Origin of the sequence: Solirubrobacter pauli (assembly GCF_003633755.1) — a bacterium.
GTDB lineage: Bacteria > Actinomycetota > Thermoleophilia > Solirubrobacterales > Solirubrobacteraceae > Solirubrobacter > Solirubrobacter pauli.
The window spans coordinates 1,295,944-1,310,466 of record NZ_RBIL01000001.1; the positions used below are offsets into that span (position 1 = coordinate 1,295,944).

15 protein-coding genes are annotated in these 14,523 nt (G+C 71.0%); 6 read left to right on the top strand and 9 right to left on the bottom strand.

Features of this window, described 5'->3' with window-relative positions; genetic code table 11:
* Positions 1–38: 38 nt before the first annotated feature.
* Genes C8N24_RS05985 through C8N24_RS06000 form a run of 4 tightly spaced genes read right to left on the bottom strand, consistent with a single transcriptional unit; the run spans position 39 to position 6,237 of the window.
* On the bottom strand, positions 39–3,743 hold the full coding sequence (locus C8N24_RS05985) for a phosphodiester glycosidase family protein (protein WP_121248959.1): 3,705 nt from the start codon (positions 3,741–3,743) through the stop codon (positions 39–41).
* Positions 3,744–3,794: 51 nt separating this feature from the next.
* A complete protein-coding gene (locus C8N24_RS05990) occupies positions 3,795–4,505 on the bottom strand; it encodes an AIM24 family protein (RefSeq protein ID WP_121248961.1) in 711 nt (236 codons plus the stop codon).
* A gap of 52 nt (positions 4,506–4,557) precedes the next feature.
* Positions 4,558–5,763, bottom strand: a complete 1,206-nt coding sequence (locus tag C8N24_RS05995) for a type IV pilus twitching motility protein PilT (protein WP_121248963.1) — start codon at positions 5,761–5,763, stop codon at positions 4,558–4,560.
* 9 nt (positions 5,764–5,772) lie between these two features.
* Positions 5,773–6,237 carry a MarR family winged helix-turn-helix transcriptional regulator gene (locus tag C8N24_RS06000; RefSeq protein WP_170178879.1) on the bottom strand — a complete coding sequence of 155 codons (465 nt, stop codon included), beginning with the start codon at positions 6,235–6,237 and terminating at the stop codon, positions 5,773–5,775.
* A gap of 42 nt (positions 6,238–6,279) precedes the next feature.
* Between C8N24_RS06000 and C8N24_RS06005 the strand changes: the two genes are divergently transcribed.
* Positions 6,280–6,639, top strand: coding sequence for a nuclear transport factor 2 family protein (locus tag C8N24_RS06005; RefSeq protein WP_121248967.1), 360 nt, complete (start codon positions 6,280–6,282; stop codon positions 6,637–6,639).
* Here the strand turns inward: C8N24_RS06005 and C8N24_RS06010 are convergent.
* Complete coding sequence (locus C8N24_RS06010) at positions 6,636–7,736, bottom strand: sigma-70 family RNA polymerase sigma factor (RefSeq protein WP_121248969.1); 1,101 nt, start codon at positions 7,734–7,736, stop codon at positions 6,636–6,638. The genes C8N24_RS06005 and C8N24_RS06010 overlap by 4 nt on opposite strands.
* 260 nt (positions 7,737–7,996) lie before the next feature.
* Here C8N24_RS06010 and C8N24_RS06015 point away from each other — a divergent pair, with 260 nt between their 5' ends.
* Entirely contained in the window at positions 7,997–8,338 is a 342-nt protein-coding gene (locus C8N24_RS06015) for a hypothetical protein (protein WP_121248971.1), read from the top strand.
* Here the strand turns inward: C8N24_RS06015 and C8N24_RS06020 are convergent.
* Entirely contained in the window at positions 8,335–9,159 is an 825-nt protein-coding gene (locus tag C8N24_RS06020; protein WP_170178880.1) for a DICT sensory domain-containing protein, read from the bottom strand. The two genes, C8N24_RS06015 and C8N24_RS06020, sit on opposite strands and share 4 nt — an antisense overlap.
* 74 nt (positions 9,160–9,233) lie before the next feature.
* On the opposite strand from C8N24_RS06020, the gene C8N24_RS06025 reads away from it, so the two are divergent.
* Complete coding sequence (locus C8N24_RS06025) at positions 9,234–10,088, top strand: NAD(P)H-binding protein (RefSeq protein WP_121248975.1); 855 nt, start codon at positions 9,234–9,236, stop codon at positions 10,086–10,088.
* Entirely contained in the window at positions 10,085–10,840 is a 756-nt protein-coding gene (locus C8N24_RS06030; RefSeq protein WP_121248977.1) for a hypothetical protein, read from the top strand. Before C8N24_RS06025 ends, C8N24_RS06030 begins: the two co-directional genes overlap by 4 nt.
* Here C8N24_RS06030 and C8N24_RS06035 read toward each other — a convergent pair.
* Genes C8N24_RS06035 through C8N24_RS06045 form a run of 3 tightly spaced genes read right to left on the bottom strand, consistent with a single transcriptional unit; the run spans position 10,755 to position 13,222 of the window.
* The gene (locus C8N24_RS06035; protein ID WP_121248979.1) at positions 10,755–11,762 is read right to left on the bottom strand and encodes an alpha/beta hydrolase; all 1,008 of its coding nucleotides are present in this window, start codon (positions 11,760–11,762) and stop codon (positions 10,755–10,757) included. The two genes, C8N24_RS06030 and C8N24_RS06035, sit on opposite strands and share 86 nt — an antisense overlap.
* Positions 11,763–12,767: a class II fructose-bisphosphatase gene (gene glpX / locus C8N24_RS06040; protein ID WP_121248982.1), complete on the bottom strand. Its 1,005-nt coding sequence runs from the start codon at positions 12,765–12,767 to the stop codon at positions 11,763–11,765.
* The gene (locus C8N24_RS06045) at positions 12,764–13,222 is read right to left on the bottom strand and encodes a hypothetical protein (RefSeq protein WP_121248984.1); all 459 of its coding nucleotides are present in this window, start codon (positions 13,220–13,222) and stop codon (positions 12,764–12,766) included. The genes glpX and C8N24_RS06045 overlap by 4 nt, the downstream gene beginning before the upstream one ends.
* 29 nt (positions 13,223–13,251) lie before the next feature.
* Here C8N24_RS06045 and C8N24_RS06050 point away from each other — a divergent pair, with 29 nt between their 5' ends.
* Together C8N24_RS06050 and C8N24_RS06055 are read left to right on the top strand one after the other, a co-directional pair.
* On the top strand, positions 13,252–13,818 hold the full coding sequence (locus C8N24_RS06050) for a DNA-3-methyladenine glycosylase I (RefSeq protein ID WP_121248986.1): 567 nt from the start codon (positions 13,252–13,254) through the stop codon (positions 13,816–13,818).
* Positions 13,802–14,515, top strand: a complete 714-nt coding sequence (locus tag C8N24_RS06055; protein WP_121248994.1) for a dihydrofolate reductase family protein — start codon at positions 13,802–13,804, stop codon at positions 14,513–14,515. The genes C8N24_RS06050 and C8N24_RS06055 overlap by 17 nt, the downstream gene beginning before the upstream one ends.
* Positions 14,516–14,523: the final 8 nt, after the last annotated feature.

Consider the following 14,523-nt stretch of genomic DNA (forward strand, 5'->3'; position numbering starts at 1 on the left):
AACGTCCAGGACGTTTAAGTTCGGGGCGGCCGGCAGCGCTACGGCTGCGTCGTGCTCAGCGTGAAGGTGAGCGTCGTGCTGTACGCGCCCGTGCGGAGCGGGTCGTTCGCCGCGATCTCCTGCTTGAAGCCGATCGTCGCCACGTCGTTGGTGACCGGGCCGGCGTAGGTCTTCGGGAGGCCCGAGACCTGCAGCGGCTTGGCGAGCTTGAACGCGCCGTTGGCCAGGAAGCCGGGCTCGCCGACCGTGAGCGTGGCGTCACCGGCCGTCGAGACGACGGTGGCGGTGGACGTCTGCTCGTAGGTCTTTTCCACGCCCGGGGTGAACGTGCCGAAGTTGACGGCCGGGCCCAGGTTCAGGGCCAGCGTCGCGGGAACCGAGCCCCCGATCGGCGTCTGCTCGTCGACCTCGGTGACCTGCGTGCGGATGACCTTCGACGTGGTGATCGGAGCCATCGACTCGGGGCCGGTGTACTCGCGCATCGAGTCGACGGTCACGGTGACGGTGACGTCGCCTGACTTCAGCGCCGTCAGCTTGCGCGTGGCGGGATCGAGGATCGCCGCCTTGCCGGCCGCCTTCGCGCCGGCGACGTCGGTGCCGATCGCGAGGTTGTCGGAGCCGCTCCAGCGGACCGACATCGGATACCGCAGCGGGACCACGCGCGAGCCGGGCAGGACGCCCGACGGCTGCACGATCGTGCCCTCGACCTGCGTCGAGTCCCCGACCTCGAGCGCGTCGGGGGCGGTGAGGGTGGCGGACTGCGCGAAGGCACGCACGTCCGCGGTGATCCACTGCTGCGAGGCCTTCTCGGAGCGGTCGACCGTCCACTTCATCCAGCCGGTGAACCCGCCGCGGTCCGGCGTGCCGTACGGCGCCTTGCCGCTCGACGGCAGCACGACGTACGGCACGCCCTGCTCGCGGTGCACGTCGGCGATCTGCGCGTGCGAGCCGACCATCGCGATGCCCTTGTCGGACGTCTCGCGGAAGTCGGTGAGCAGCTTCTCGATCAGCGCGACCTCGGTGCGGTCGGTGAGCTGGGAGGCGTCGAGCTCGCCCGGATCGTCGACCGGGTGGTGCGCGAACACCATCACGTTGTCGATCGACGGGTCCGTCGCCGCCGACTTCAGCGCCGCGTCGAGCATCGGCAGCTGCGCCCAGGACGAGCTGCGCAGGGTGCCGAGCGTCGAGTTCAGGAGCACGAAGCGCGTGCCCTTGTGGTCGAACGTGCGGTAGGGCCGGCCGAACTCGGCCACCCAGTTGTCCAGCGTGCCCTGCCCGGAGGCCGTGTAGGACTCGTGGTTGCCCGGCACGTAGTAGCAGGGGATCGTGTCCGGGTCGCTGTCCTCGGCGCCGCCGGCCGGGACCAGGTCGCAGCCGCCCGTCTCGAGCGTCTGCCGCGCGAGCTTGAGGTCGGCCACGCCGCCCAGGTCGGTGACGTCGCCGTTGAGGACGAGCAGGTCCGGCTTGGTCGCCCGGATGCGGTTGATGGCGGCGATGCCGGTCTTGGCCAGGTCGGGCTGGGCGGCCGTGAACTGGATGTCCGACAGCGTCGCGAACGACCAGTCGCCCTCGGCCTTGCCGTCGGCCGAGAACAGCGCGTCGGGGCGCAGGTCCTCGATCGGCGGGCTCTCGACCTCCGCGGACGAGTCGAAGTCGATCTTGTCGAAGATCACCGACCCGTTCTTCTGCTGGGCGACGTTGGTCTCGATCACCTGGAACGAGGCGATCCGGACCGGGAACTTCGTCGTCGCCGGGAACGTCCACTCGAGGTCGTTCCAGCCCGCCTTGATCGCCGCGCCGAGCGGGCCCGACGACACGCCGTCGGCGTTCAGGTACGAGACGTAGGAGAGCGTGATCGGCAGCTCGGACCACAGGCGCAGGCGCATCCGCAGCGGCTGGCCCGGCAGCGGGATCCGGTTCGGCACGACCGCCGTGCGCATCGTGATGCCCATGTTCCGGCGGCCGGCGTAGGTGAGCTTGAGGCGGCCGTCCTGCATCGACAGCGTCTGCGTGGCCGGCTCGGTGCCGTTGGTCGACCAGCGCGTCGTCTCGTCCGCGTGGTCGAACGTGTACGCGGTCTGCGTGACGACGCCGATCGTGACCGGCAGCTTGACCTGCTCGCCCGCGGCCTTGAAGACGAGCGTCGTGCCGCCGGCCTTGATCGGGGTGAGCTTGAGCAGCTCGCCGGACTGCTCGACCTCGAGCAGCGACGTGTCGTAGCTGAGGTCGAGGTCGGCGAGCTCGATCGGGGCGGTGTAGCCCTGGCGATCGCGGCCCTCGACGCGCAGCGTGCGGGCCGCGGACGGGTCGGCGTCGGCGAACGCGAGCCGCGCCGAGGACAGCTCGAGCGTGCGCAGCTTGCCGAGCACGCGGACCTTGGCCTCCTCGGAGACGGTGCCCGACTTCGCCGTGGCGGTCAGCGTGCCGGTGGCGTCGGCCGGAGCCGCGACGCGCCCGCCGGCGTCCGCGCCCGTCCACGTGACGGTGCCGGGAGCGACCGGCGTGTCGTGGTCGTCGACGCCCTTGACCTTCAGCGTGCGGTGCAGGCCCGGGAACACGCGCGGCGCCTCCGGCGTGACGATCAGCTCGTCGACCTGGCCGCTGCCGGGCGTGACGAAGACGCCGACGCCGTTCGGGTCGTGCCGTTCGGCGCCGTCCGACGGCGAGTTGCGCACGGTGACGCTCGTGTCGCCGAGCGCGCGGGCGACCATCGTCGTCGAGCCGCCGCCGTCGAGGTTGAGCGCGGTCTCGGCGCCGAGCTTGACGAACGTGCGCGCGAGCTGACGCAGCGTGACGCCGAGGACCGGCGCCTGACGGCCGTCGGCGGTGACGAGCAGCATCGTCTTGCCGCCGTCCTTGAAGCCGATCGCGGTACGCGGGTGGACGGCGTTGTCGAGCTGGTCGTCCGGCAGCGCGGCGCCGTCGCGCACGAGCGGCTGGTTGCCGCCGACCGCGAACTGCATGCTGCGGGCGACCTCGTCCTTCAGGCCGTACGTGAGCGTCGCGTCGTCGCCGGGGGCGAGCGCGCGGAGCGCGTCGGCGGCGGCATCACGGCCGACGAGCACGAAGCTGTCGTCCGGGATCTCCCCCGCGCCGGTGCCGGTCGGGTTGACCGAGACGACCTTGTTCGCGGTCACCAGCACCTCGGCGACGTTGGTCACGCCCAGCAGGCCGCGGTTGCGCGCGTACGTGCCCCACGCCTTCGTGAACGCGAGCAGCGAGCCGGCGGGGACGCCGTTGCCGTTGGCGGCGTTGAGCGTGAGCACCGTGTGCTTGGTGCCCTTGAGCGTGGCGCTGGCCTCGAGCGTGAGGTCGACGAGCCGGCCGATGCCGTCCTTGCCGACCCCGGCGTGGTTCCAGCCCGTGCCGAGGTCCGGCGACTTGAGCAGCGTGCCGCCCAGGATCTGGCCGCCGAGCGCGGCGGTGGAGTTGTTGATGTCGAAGAAGTCGGCGTTGACGCCGGCGACGGCGCCCGCCTTGTTGGCCGACTCGGTGAGCGGACCGCCGGCAGAGACGGCGCCCTTCCACAGCGAGTCCGACTTGACCGCCGGGTTGGCGAGGTCGACCGACAGGATCTGGTGGTCGTACCAGCCGGTTTCGTCGACGGTCTTCAGGTGGCGGAGCGAGATCCCGGGTCCGACCGGCTCCGTCTTGTCGATCAGGGCGAGCTCGCCCTGCGCGCTCGCCACCGGCGGCGCCAGGAGCGCGAGCGCCGCCGCGAGTGTGAGAGTCCTTTTCAGCACGCGGGCGATCCAAACGGACCGCCCGCCCCGTCTTGTGAACTCTTCGGGAAGCTACGAGTTCAGGAGGCCGCCCAGGCCACCCTGGGAGCTCTGCTGCTGGGTCGCGCCGAAGACCTGGCCCTCGGACGGCTGCACCAGCACCCAGCCCTGTCCGGAGAAGGACATCTGGACCGTCTCGCCCGAGCCGCGGCCGATCAGGTTCTTCATCTTGAAGTCGGTGCGGATGCCGGTCGAGACGCCGCTCGACCACGTGATCGCGGCCTGCGCGTCGGCGAACGTCGGCGCCGCCGCGACGTTGAGCAGGACGGGCGGGCCGTCGGAGATGATCGCCACCCAGCCCGTGCCGTGCAGCGCCATGTTGTACATGCCGCCGCCCATCATCCCGGAAGCACCTTCGACGCGGCGGATGTCCCAGTCGATGCCCGAGTCGAACGCCAGCAGGTTCGGGCCGTTGACCGTGATCATGTCGTTCTCGAGATAGATCAGGTGGATGTCCTGGGCCTGCTCGGCCAGGAACACCTCGCCACGGCCCGTGACCTTCATGAGCTGGACGCCCTCGCCGGTCACCGCCTTCTTGAGCATCCGCCCGAGTCCACCGGAGCCGGCGTGCTCGAACGTCACGTCGCCCTGGTAGGCGACCATGGAGCCGAGCTTGGCCTGAATGGTCACCGCCTCGAGGCGCACTTTCAGCAGCTTCGAGTTCTGAAGCGCGAAAGCGTCCTGCGACTGCGTCTCATTGAACTGCCCAAGCGTCGTCTGCATGGGGCGCAAGCCTAAGTGGTCCACGCCCCGGCGCGCTGGCGGTTAGCCGTACTTAGAAGCGGATGCCAGGCGGAGGCGCGCTCACGGGCGGCGGGCCCGACGGCGCGGGCTCTGCGACGCCGACCTGCCCCATCGAGGGCGCGTCCGGCTCCTGCTGCTGCGGCAGGTTCTGGTCCGCGATCGGGCCCTCGGCCGCGACCATCAGCTTGAAGTCGTGCGGCGAGGTGGCCGACTGCATGGCCTCCTCGTACGAGATCCGGCCGGCCCGCAGGTGCTTGAGCAGGTGCTGGTCGAACGTCTGCATGCCGTAGTAGCCGCCCTCGGCGACGACCTCCGGCAGCTGACCAGTGAGCTTCGGGTCGAGGATCATGTCGTGCACCCGGCCGGTCATGACCATAATCTCGCAGCACGCGACGCGGCCGTGGCCGTCGACCGTGCGGACGAGCCGCTGGGAGACGATGCCCTTCAGCGTGCCGGCGATCATCGCGCGGGCCTGCTGCTGCTGGTGGGGCGGGAAGAAGTCGATGATGCGGTTGACGGTCTCCGGCGCGTCGACCGTGTGGAGCGTGGAGAGCACGAGGTGACCGGTCTCGGCCGCGGACAGCGCCGTGTGCACCGTCTCCTCGTCGCGCATCTCGCCGACCAGGATCACGTCCGGGTCCTGGCGCAGCACGCGGCGCAGCGCGCGCTTGAACGACGCCGTGTCCTGCCCGACCTCGCGCTGGTTGATGATGCAGCCGCGGTCACGGTGCAGGAACTCGATCGGGTCCTCGATCGTGACGATGTGCTTCTTCATCGTCCGGTTCATGTGGTCGATCATCGCCGCGAGCGTGGTCGACTTGCCCGAGCCGGTGGTGCCGGTGAGCAGGATGATCCCGCGCTCCTCGTTGGCGAGGTTCGTGACGGCCTCGGGCAGCCCGAGCTCGTCGACGGACTTGATCACGACCGGGATCGCGCGCATGACGATCGACACCGACCCGCGCTGCAGGAAGGCGTTGACGCGGAAGCGCCCGAGCCCTTCCACCGAGTAGGAGAAGTCGACCTCGTTCTCGGCCTCGAACTCCGCCACCTTCTCCGGGTCGAGCAGCATCTGGGCGAGCGCGTGGCGCGTGTCCTCGGGGAACAGCCGCTCGGTGCCGGCGATGGGCTCCAGATGGCCGTGCAGGCGGATCAGCGGATAGGAGGGGACCTTCAGGTGGAGGTCAGAGCCCTCGGCCGCGATGAGATAGCGCAGGGCGTGATCGAGATCGAAAGCCATGGGAGGTTGTCATCGGCCCGCATCCAGCAGGCCTTGAGCGCTGCGTACCCGCCTGGCCGCCACCGCGTGCATCGCGTCGCGTGCCTGGATCGCGGCCCTGAGCGTCGCGGCCGCCTGCTCCACGCGCTCCGCGCCCAGGGCGGTCGCCAGCTCGGCGTTGACCGCCGCACGCCCCGCGCGGCCGGCCTCCACGACGGCGCGCCCGCGCGCCGACAACGCCAGCAGCCGCACCCGCGCGTCCGCCGGCGAGGGCGTCCGCTCGACGTAGCCGAGCGCCTCCAGCTCGCGTGCAGCCTTCGAGATCGCCTGCGACGTCACCCCCAGGTTCTCGGCGACCTCACCGACCGGCCGTGGACCTTCGACCAGCTGCTGGAAGACGAACCCGTGCGCGTACCGCACGTCGGGGAAGTCCACGCGCAGCCGGTCCAGCAGCTCGTTGTTGAGCGTCTCGGCCAGCAGCTGGACCCAGAGCACGAGGTCGTTGTCATGTAACCCAGGTTGTGTAACCATGGTTGCATGATACTCGACGACTTCTTCACCGCTGCCGCAGCGTTCGACGACGAGGCGCTGGCGCGCGTGCTGCACCCCGAGGCGCGGATCTCGGAGATGCCGAACCTGATCAACCGCGAGGGGACCGAGCGCGACCTCACGTCCGCGCGGGAGGCGCTCACGCGCGGGAGAGGGCTGCTCGCGCGCCAGCGCTACGACGTGCACGAGGTGCTCGAGGCCGGCGACCGGATCGCGGCGCGCGCGACGTGGCGGGGGACGCTCGCCGCGACCGGGCAGGAGCTGACGGCGCACATCGCGACCTTCACGCAGGTGCGTGACGGACGGATCATCCGCCACGCGACCTACGACTGCTACGAAGCGTTCTAAGCCACGTCGCGGAGCTTCTGGGCTTCCGCGAGGGACTGCAGCTTCTTCAGCGACTGGTTCTCGATCTGGCGGATGCGCTCGCGCGTGACGTTGAACGTCCGCCCGACCTCGTCGAGCGTGCGCGGGTGCTCCCCGCCGAGGCCGTACCGCAGCTCGAGCACGCGCCGCTCGCGGTACGAGAGGTTCTCCAGCGCCTCGCGAAGGGCTTCCTTCGTGAGGATCTCCGCCGCGCGCTCGTACGGGGACTCCGCACGCTCGTCGGCGATGAACTGGCCGAACTCCGACTCCTCCTCGTCGCCGACCGGCTTCTCGAGCGAGACCGGCGCCTGGGCGGAGCGCTTGATCGAGTCCACCTCTTCGGGGTCGATGCCGGTGACCTCGGCGATCTCCTCCGGGGTGGGCTCACGGCCGAGCTCCGTCACGAGCTTGCGCTCGGCGCGGCCGATCTTGTTGAGCTTCTCCACCACGTGGACCGGGATCCGGATGGTCCGCGCCTTGTCGGCGAGCGCGCGAGCGATCGCCTGGCGGATCCACCACGTGGCGTAGGTCGAGAACTTGAAGCCCTTGCGGTAGTCGAACTTCTCCGCCGCGCGAACGAGACCGAGCGTCCCCTCCTGGATCAGGTCCAGGAACGGCAAACCTTGGTTCCGGTAGTTCTTCGCGATGGAGACGACGAGCCGCAGGTTGGACTCGACCATCTTCTGCTTGGCGTCCAGGTCGCCGCGTTCGATGCGGCGGGCCAGGTCGACCTCTTCCTGGGCCGTGAGCAGGCGGACCTTGCCGATGTCCTTCAGGAACAGCTGAAGGGAGTCGGTGGTCATGTCCGGCTTCAGGTCGATCGTCGTCTTCGCCTTGCGCCGGCCGCGCTTGTCAGGAGCGCGATCCTCCTGCCCGGCGGCGAGCGCCGGGTCGATCTCCTCGACGAGCTCGATCTCTGACTTCTCGAGGAAAGCGTGCAGCTCCTCGACGTCCGACTCGTCCAGGTCCACTTCTGCAACCGCGGTCGAGATCTCGGCGAACGTCAGGACGCCTACCTGCTGGCCCTTGAGGATCAGTCCTTTGACTTCTTCGAGTTCCTGCAGATCCACAACTGACATGGAAGTCCCGTTCTAGCGAGGCTCCCCTGCGAGAGCCGGCCTTTCTGGATATGTGTGCCCCACGACGGCTACGGGGGTAGAACACCCTCCCGGCGCCACCGTTGCGGCTGAGTCTAGGCACTGCATTTGCCGACTTCCACCCGCAGTTGTCGCTGGCCTCATAGCCGGCATGCGCAGCGCTGCGCCTAGGCGGGGGTGTGGGACTGCCGGCAATGATAGTCGCCACTGACGCCGCGTCCACACGTACACTCGATACGTCGATGGCGGACAAGGCCCCGAAAGCGAAGGCGAAGGCCTCAGCGAGGGAGAACGGTGTGCTCGGCACGCTGCCCGCGGCCCGTCCTCCGCGCCTCGGCGCACCGCGCCGTGAAGCGGTGAAACGCACGCGCGGTGCCGCCGCGAAGCCCCGCGCCGTGCGCTCCGCCGCGCCTGAGCTGCGCCCGCACCGCACGCCCGCGCCGCCGCCCAGACCGCTCGGTGCGCCGAAGGGCGCCGAGCTGGTCACCACCGCCATCCGGGCGACGGGCGAGCTCGCCCATATGGGCGTCGTGGTCGGCGGTCAGGCCCTCAAGCGCACGATCCGGCGCCTGCCGCGCCCTTAGCCCCGCGCGTCGAGGAACCCGAGCATCCGGTTCGTCACCGCGGTGAGACCGGGCGTCGGCACCTCGACCGCCAGCGGGCGGTCCGCAAGCAGACCGAGCACGCGTTCGGACCAGTCGGGCGCGCGGCGCGTGGCGAGCGTCGCGCCGACCTGGGCCGCGCGCCGGACGACGGTCGGATCCATCGTCCAGATCGCCTCGAAGATGCGGGCCTGCGGGTCGGGCGTCTCCCACGCGACGAGCGCGGCGGCGAAGCCTGGCGCGTCGACGACCACCGCCCACTCGTGGCCGAGCGCGTCGGCGGCGCCGACCGGGATCTCGACCGGCTCGTCCTCCTCGCCCACGTGCACGTCGTCGAAGGTCGCGAACACGCCGACCGCGTCGGACACGCGCGCCATCCGCCGGTAGCGGTGCTCGACGGCGCGGTAGTTGTGCTCGTCCTGGAAGGCGCCGATCACGACTGGGCCGGCGGCCCGGGCGATCGCTTCCTCCTCGATCGCGCGCGAGAGCGCGACGAGCGTCGGCTTGCTCAGCCGCTGCGGGTTGACGGGCGAGTCGGCGGCCACGAGCGCGGCGAAGATCGACGGGCGGTCGGTCGTGCCCTCCATCGAGCGCACGCGGTCGAGCGCGGCCGGCACGGACAGGCCGCGGTCGCGGAAGGCGACGATGCGCCGGATCGCGGCGACGTCCTCCTCGCTGTACACGCGGTAGCCGGACGCGGTGCGCCCGGGCTCGGGGAAGCCGTACCGCTGCTCCCACATGCGGATGGTCCCGGCGGCGACCCCGGTCTGCTCCGCCACGTCTTTGATCGCAAGCTTCTTCAAAGCGTCCCGGTTCACCCTACGGGCGTGCGCCCGATCGGGATTTGCGCTGCCGCTCATGGGTACGGTCCGCCTGGATGATCCTCGTCACTGGTGCCACCGGATATGTCGGTTCACAGCTTGTCGACGAGCTGCTCAAACGCGGAGAGACGGTACGCACACTCAGCCGCCGTGGAGCCGGTAAGGGAGACGCGCGCAAGGGTGACGTGCTCTCCGGCGCAGGGCTGCCCGAGGCGCTCGACGGCGTCGACACGGCGTACTACCTGGTCCACTCGATGGGCTCGGGCGGCGACTTCGCGGCCAAGGACCGCCAGGCCGCGGCCAACTTCGCGGAGGCGGCGGCCACCGCCGGCGTGCGGCGCGTCGTCTACCTCGGCGGGCTCGGCTCGGAGAACTCCGAGCACCTGCGCTCGCGCCATGAGGTCGCCAACATGCTCCGCGCGCGGCTGCACTCCAAGCTCGTGTACGTGCGCGCGGCGATGATCGTCGGGCCCGGAAGTGCCTCGTACGACATCCTCGAGCACCTCGTCAAGCGGCTGCCGGTGATGATCGTGCCGAAGTGGCTGGACACGAAGACGCAGCCGGTCGCGCTCTCGGACGTGGTCAAGACGCTCGCCGACCTGGCGACCGTCGAGGACGCCCCCGAGGAGGTGCAGCTCGGCGGCGCCGACGTCCTCACCTATCGTGAGATGATGGCCCGCGCCGCTCCGCTGATGGGCCGCCGACCTCCGCTCGTCATTCGCGTCCCCGTCCTCACGCCCCGCCTCTCCTCCTACTGGGTGGCCCTCGTCACGCCCGTCTCGTTCGGGCTGATCAAGCCGCTCGTCGACGGGCTGGGCGCCGAGATGGTCGTGCAGCAGGATCCGCCGCCCGGGATCAACGACCAGCCGCTCGGCTTCGACGACGCCGTCCGCGAAGCGCTCAGCCGATGAAGCTCCTCAACCGCAACGACGAGCGCCGCATCGCCAACGCGGTGATCGCCGACCCCGAGGAGCACACCGTCATGGACTCTGGCGGCGCGGTGCGCTCGATCCAGGCGGCCAACGTCGACATGCCCGAGGACCAGCTGCTCGCGCTGTGGAAGCCGGTCAACCTCGAGCGCCTCGCCCGCACGTACTGGAAGTACCTCTCGCGCGTGACGCTCGGGATCATCCGCGTCACCTACACCGACGAGGAGCGCCTGGTGGTCGTGATCGGCCGCCCGCTCGTGCTGCTGCGCTTCAGGAAGCCCGAGTACGACATGTCCGACGGGCGCGGGATCGTGCGCTGGGAGATCCAGGACGGCCTGCTCGTCGCCCAGCGCGACGAGGGCTACCTGGAGATCGACGTCAAGCGGATCGAGTCCGACCGGCCCGGCTACGCGCGCATCCACGTCGAGGTCGAGATCGCGAACTTCTACCCGTCGATCGCCACCTGGATCGCGCGCTGGGTCTACGTCAACACGCAGTCGCGCATCCACGTGCTCGTCACGCACGGCTTCCTGCGCTCGCTGGCCAAGCTCGAGCTCGAGGAGTCCGTCGTCGGCAACTTCGCCGAGGAGGAGCGCCAGGGCGGCGCGGTCAACGTCGGCGACACGCCCTGGCAGGGCGTCGCCGTGCTCACCGTGCTCGGAGGAGGGCTCGCGTCATACCTGCGGTTTCGACGAGCGCGGCGCGCGAAGAGGGGCTGGCGCCGATGGAGTTGATGAAGCCGTGGAAGAGCCCGCGGAAGCGGTGCGCGAGCACGGGGACGCCCGCGTCCCGCAGCGCCTGCGCGTAGGCCTCGCCCTCGTCGCGCAGCGGGTCGAAGCCGGCGGTGATGACCAGCGCCGGGGCGTGCTCGCGCAGGCGCGGGCTGAGGATCGGTGAGCGCAGCGGGTCGGCCGGGTCCGAGCCCTCGGGCATGAAGTGGCCCGTGTACCACTGCATCAGCTCGTCGGTGAGGAAGAAGCCCTCGCCGAACAGCCGGCGCGACTCGCGCTCCTGCGTGGCGTCGACCGCGGGGTAGATCAGCAGGGCGAGCACCGGGTCGTACTCGATCGCGAGCGTCGCGGCGAGGTTGCCACCCGCGCTGTCGCCACCGACCGCGACGCGCTCGTAGCGCTCGGCCGCCCACTCGAAGGCGCGCCGCGCGTCCTCGACGTACGCCGGGAACGGGTGCTCGGGCGCCTTGCGGTACTCGACGCTCAGCACGTCCACGCCCGCGTGGCGGCAGAGGACGCGGCACGGCGCGTCGTGCGTGTCGAGGTCGCCGACGACGAACCCGCCGCCGTGCAGGTACAGCAGCGTCGGCTTGTCGCCCGGCTCCGCGCTGACGTACCGGCGCGCGGGCAGGCCGGCGACGGTGAGGTCCTCGACCGCCGCCACCGGCACCTTGCGCGGGCCGGCCGCGGTGGCCGCTTCCTCACGCGTGAGCGCGCGCCCGCGCTCAGGCGTGAGGTGCTCGTCCCAGCTCGGCTCGCCCAGCAGCGGCCGGAGCGCGAGCATCAGCTGGACGTCGGGCTCCAGGCGCTGACCGTCGATGACGATCGGCGGCTGCCCGGACAGCCGGCGCTGGACGCGCGCGGGCAGCCGCCCGAGGCGCTCGGCGATCGCCGCTTCGATCCGGTCGTCGACGCGGATCCGCATCTACCCGTAGCGGTATCCCGTCAGCGAGCGGAGCTTGTCGCGGTCGTGGCGGGAGGCGATCCGGCGCACGGTGCCGGAGCGGCTGCGCATCACGAGCGACTCCGTGGTCGCGCCGCGTGCGCCCTCGTAGTGCACGCCGCGCAGGACGTCGCCGTCGGTCACGCCGGTGGCCGAGAAGAAGCAGTCGTCGCTCTTGACGAGGTCGTCGTGGGTCATGACCTTGGTCACGTCGTACCCCTGCTCGGCCGCCTTGGCGCGCTCCTCGTCGTTCTGAGGCGAGAGACGGCCGATCATGCCGCCGCCGTAGCACTTGAGCGCGGCCGCGGTGATCACGCCCTCGGGCGTCCCGCCGATGCCCCACAGCAGGTCGACGGGACGGGTCGGATCGGCGGCGAGCAGCGCGCCGGCGACGTCGCCGTCCGTGATCAGCCGCACGCGTGCACCGGCCTCGCGGATCTGCCGGATCCCGTCTTCGTGGCGCGGGCGGTCGAGCACGACGACCATCACGTCGCGGACCTCGACGCCGCGGCGCTCGGCGATCAGCTCGACGGTCTTGCCGAGCGGGCGGTCCAGGTCCAGCAGGTCGACGATCTCGTCACGCCCGGCCATCTTCTCCATGTAGAAGACCGGGCCCGGGTCGAACATCGTGCCGCGCTCGGCGAGGGCGATCACGCTGACCGCGTTCGGGCGGCCCTGGGCGGTGAGGCGCGTGCCGTCGAGCGGGTCGACCGCGATGTCCACGTGCGGTGGCGTGCCGTCGCCGACCTCCTCGCCGTTGGCGAGCATCGGCGCCTCGTCCTTCTCGCCCTCCCCGATCACGACGACGCCGTCCATGTGGATGGTGTGCAGCACGGCGTGCATGCCGTCGACGGCCGCTTGGTCGGCGGCCTCCTTGTCGCCCATGCCGACGAAGCGGGCGGCCTGCAGCGCGGCGGCCTCGGTCACGCGCACGAGCTCGAGCGCGAGGTTGCGGTCCGGCGGCATGTCGTCGCGACGGGTGTTCATAGGACTCCTGGGGGCTTGCGTGGACGTTCGGTGCTGCCGGCCCGGATGGCGCCGCCCGCGATGGTCAGCGCGCAGCCGAGCACGGCCGTCAGCCAGCCGACCTTCAGGTCGATCTGGCCGGAAGGCTCCCCTGGGCGGTCGACCAAGCCGACGTAGAGGACGAGCACGAGGGCGATCATGCCCACGACCGCCGTCATCTCACCGCGCGGCCACGACAGCTCGTGGTCGCGGAGGATCACCCAGGCGAGGATGAAGGGCGCCAGCGCCGCGAGCAGCAGCAGCCAGTGCAGGATCGGGAACGCGTTCCAGCCGGACACGGAGCCGCGCACGCCGTCGATGTTGGCGTTGCGGTTGTCGGGGTTGGTCTCGTACCACGGGAGCACGAGCGCCAGGGCGAGCAACGCGCCACCGAGCACGGCGACCAGCTCTCCGCGTCCGAGGCGGCTGACGTTCATCCGCGGCTGAGCCTATAGGGTGCCGCCGCGTGAACGACGCGCTGGCTGAGGGGCCCGACGGGCGGTTGCGCTGCTGGTGGGGTGCCTCCTCACCCGAGTACGTGGCCTATCACGACGACGAGTGGGGCCGCCCGGTGCGGTCCTCGCACGCGTTGTACGAGAAGCTCTGCCTGGAGGCGTTCCAGTCGGGGCTGTCGTGGATCACGATCTTGCGCAAGCGCGAGGGGTTCCGGGCGGCGTTCGCGGACTTCGACCCGGCCGTGGTCGCCGACTTCGGTGACGACGACGTGGCGCGTCTGATGGCCGACGCCGGCATCGTGCGCAACCGGGCGAAGATCGAGGCGGCGATCGCCAACGCGCGGGCGGCGCTGACCGTCGACCTGGGCGAGCTGATCTGGTCCTTCGCGCCGCCTGCGCGTCCTCGCCCGGCGGGTCGGGGGGACGTTCCCGCCTTGACCGACGAGTCGAAGGCCATGGCCAAGGCCTTGAAGAAGCAGGGCTTCAAGTTCGTCGGGCCGACGACCGCCTACGCGCTGATGCAGGCCTGCGGACTCGTCGACGACCACATCGAGGGGTGCTGTGTTCCACCGGCTTGATCCGGCCGGCGAGCCGCGCGACGGCTCCACGCTCCTGGCCGAGGCGGACCTGGGCACTCTCGCGAGCGACGCGCGCCCGTACACGTTCTTCAACTTCGTCAGCACGGTCGACGGCCGCGCGGCGCTCGACGGCTCGACACGGCCGCTGGGCGGCGACGCCGACCTCGAGATGCTGCTGTCCCTGCGCGCCACCGCGGACGCCGTGCTGATCGGCCCTGGGACCGTGCGCGCCGAGGGCTACGGACGGCTGGTCGGCCCGGCGCGGCGGCCGTCCTCCCCTCCCGCCGTCTTGATCTCCCGCCGCTTCGAGATCCCCTGGGAGGCCGGCCTGTTCGCGGCCGCCGACCAGCCCGTGATCGTCTATGGGCCCGCCGACGCGCCCGACGCGCCCGCGGTGGCCGCGCCCGTCGAGGTCGTCCGGCTGGACGAGTGCACGCCCGCCGCGGCCCTGGCCGACCTCCGCGCCCGCGGCATCCGCGCCCTGTTGAGCGAGGGCGGCCCGACGCTCTTCCGCGCCCTGCTGGCCGACGACCTCGTCGACGAGCTCTTCCTCACGCTGACCCCCGTCATCACCGGCGACGGCGACGAGCTCTCGATCGTCGAAGGCGGCCGCCTCCCCGACGTGTCGCGCTTCGCCCTGCGCTGGGTGCTCCGCGCGGACGACGAGCTGTTCCTCCGCTACGCCGTGGTCCGCTAGCCTCGGCC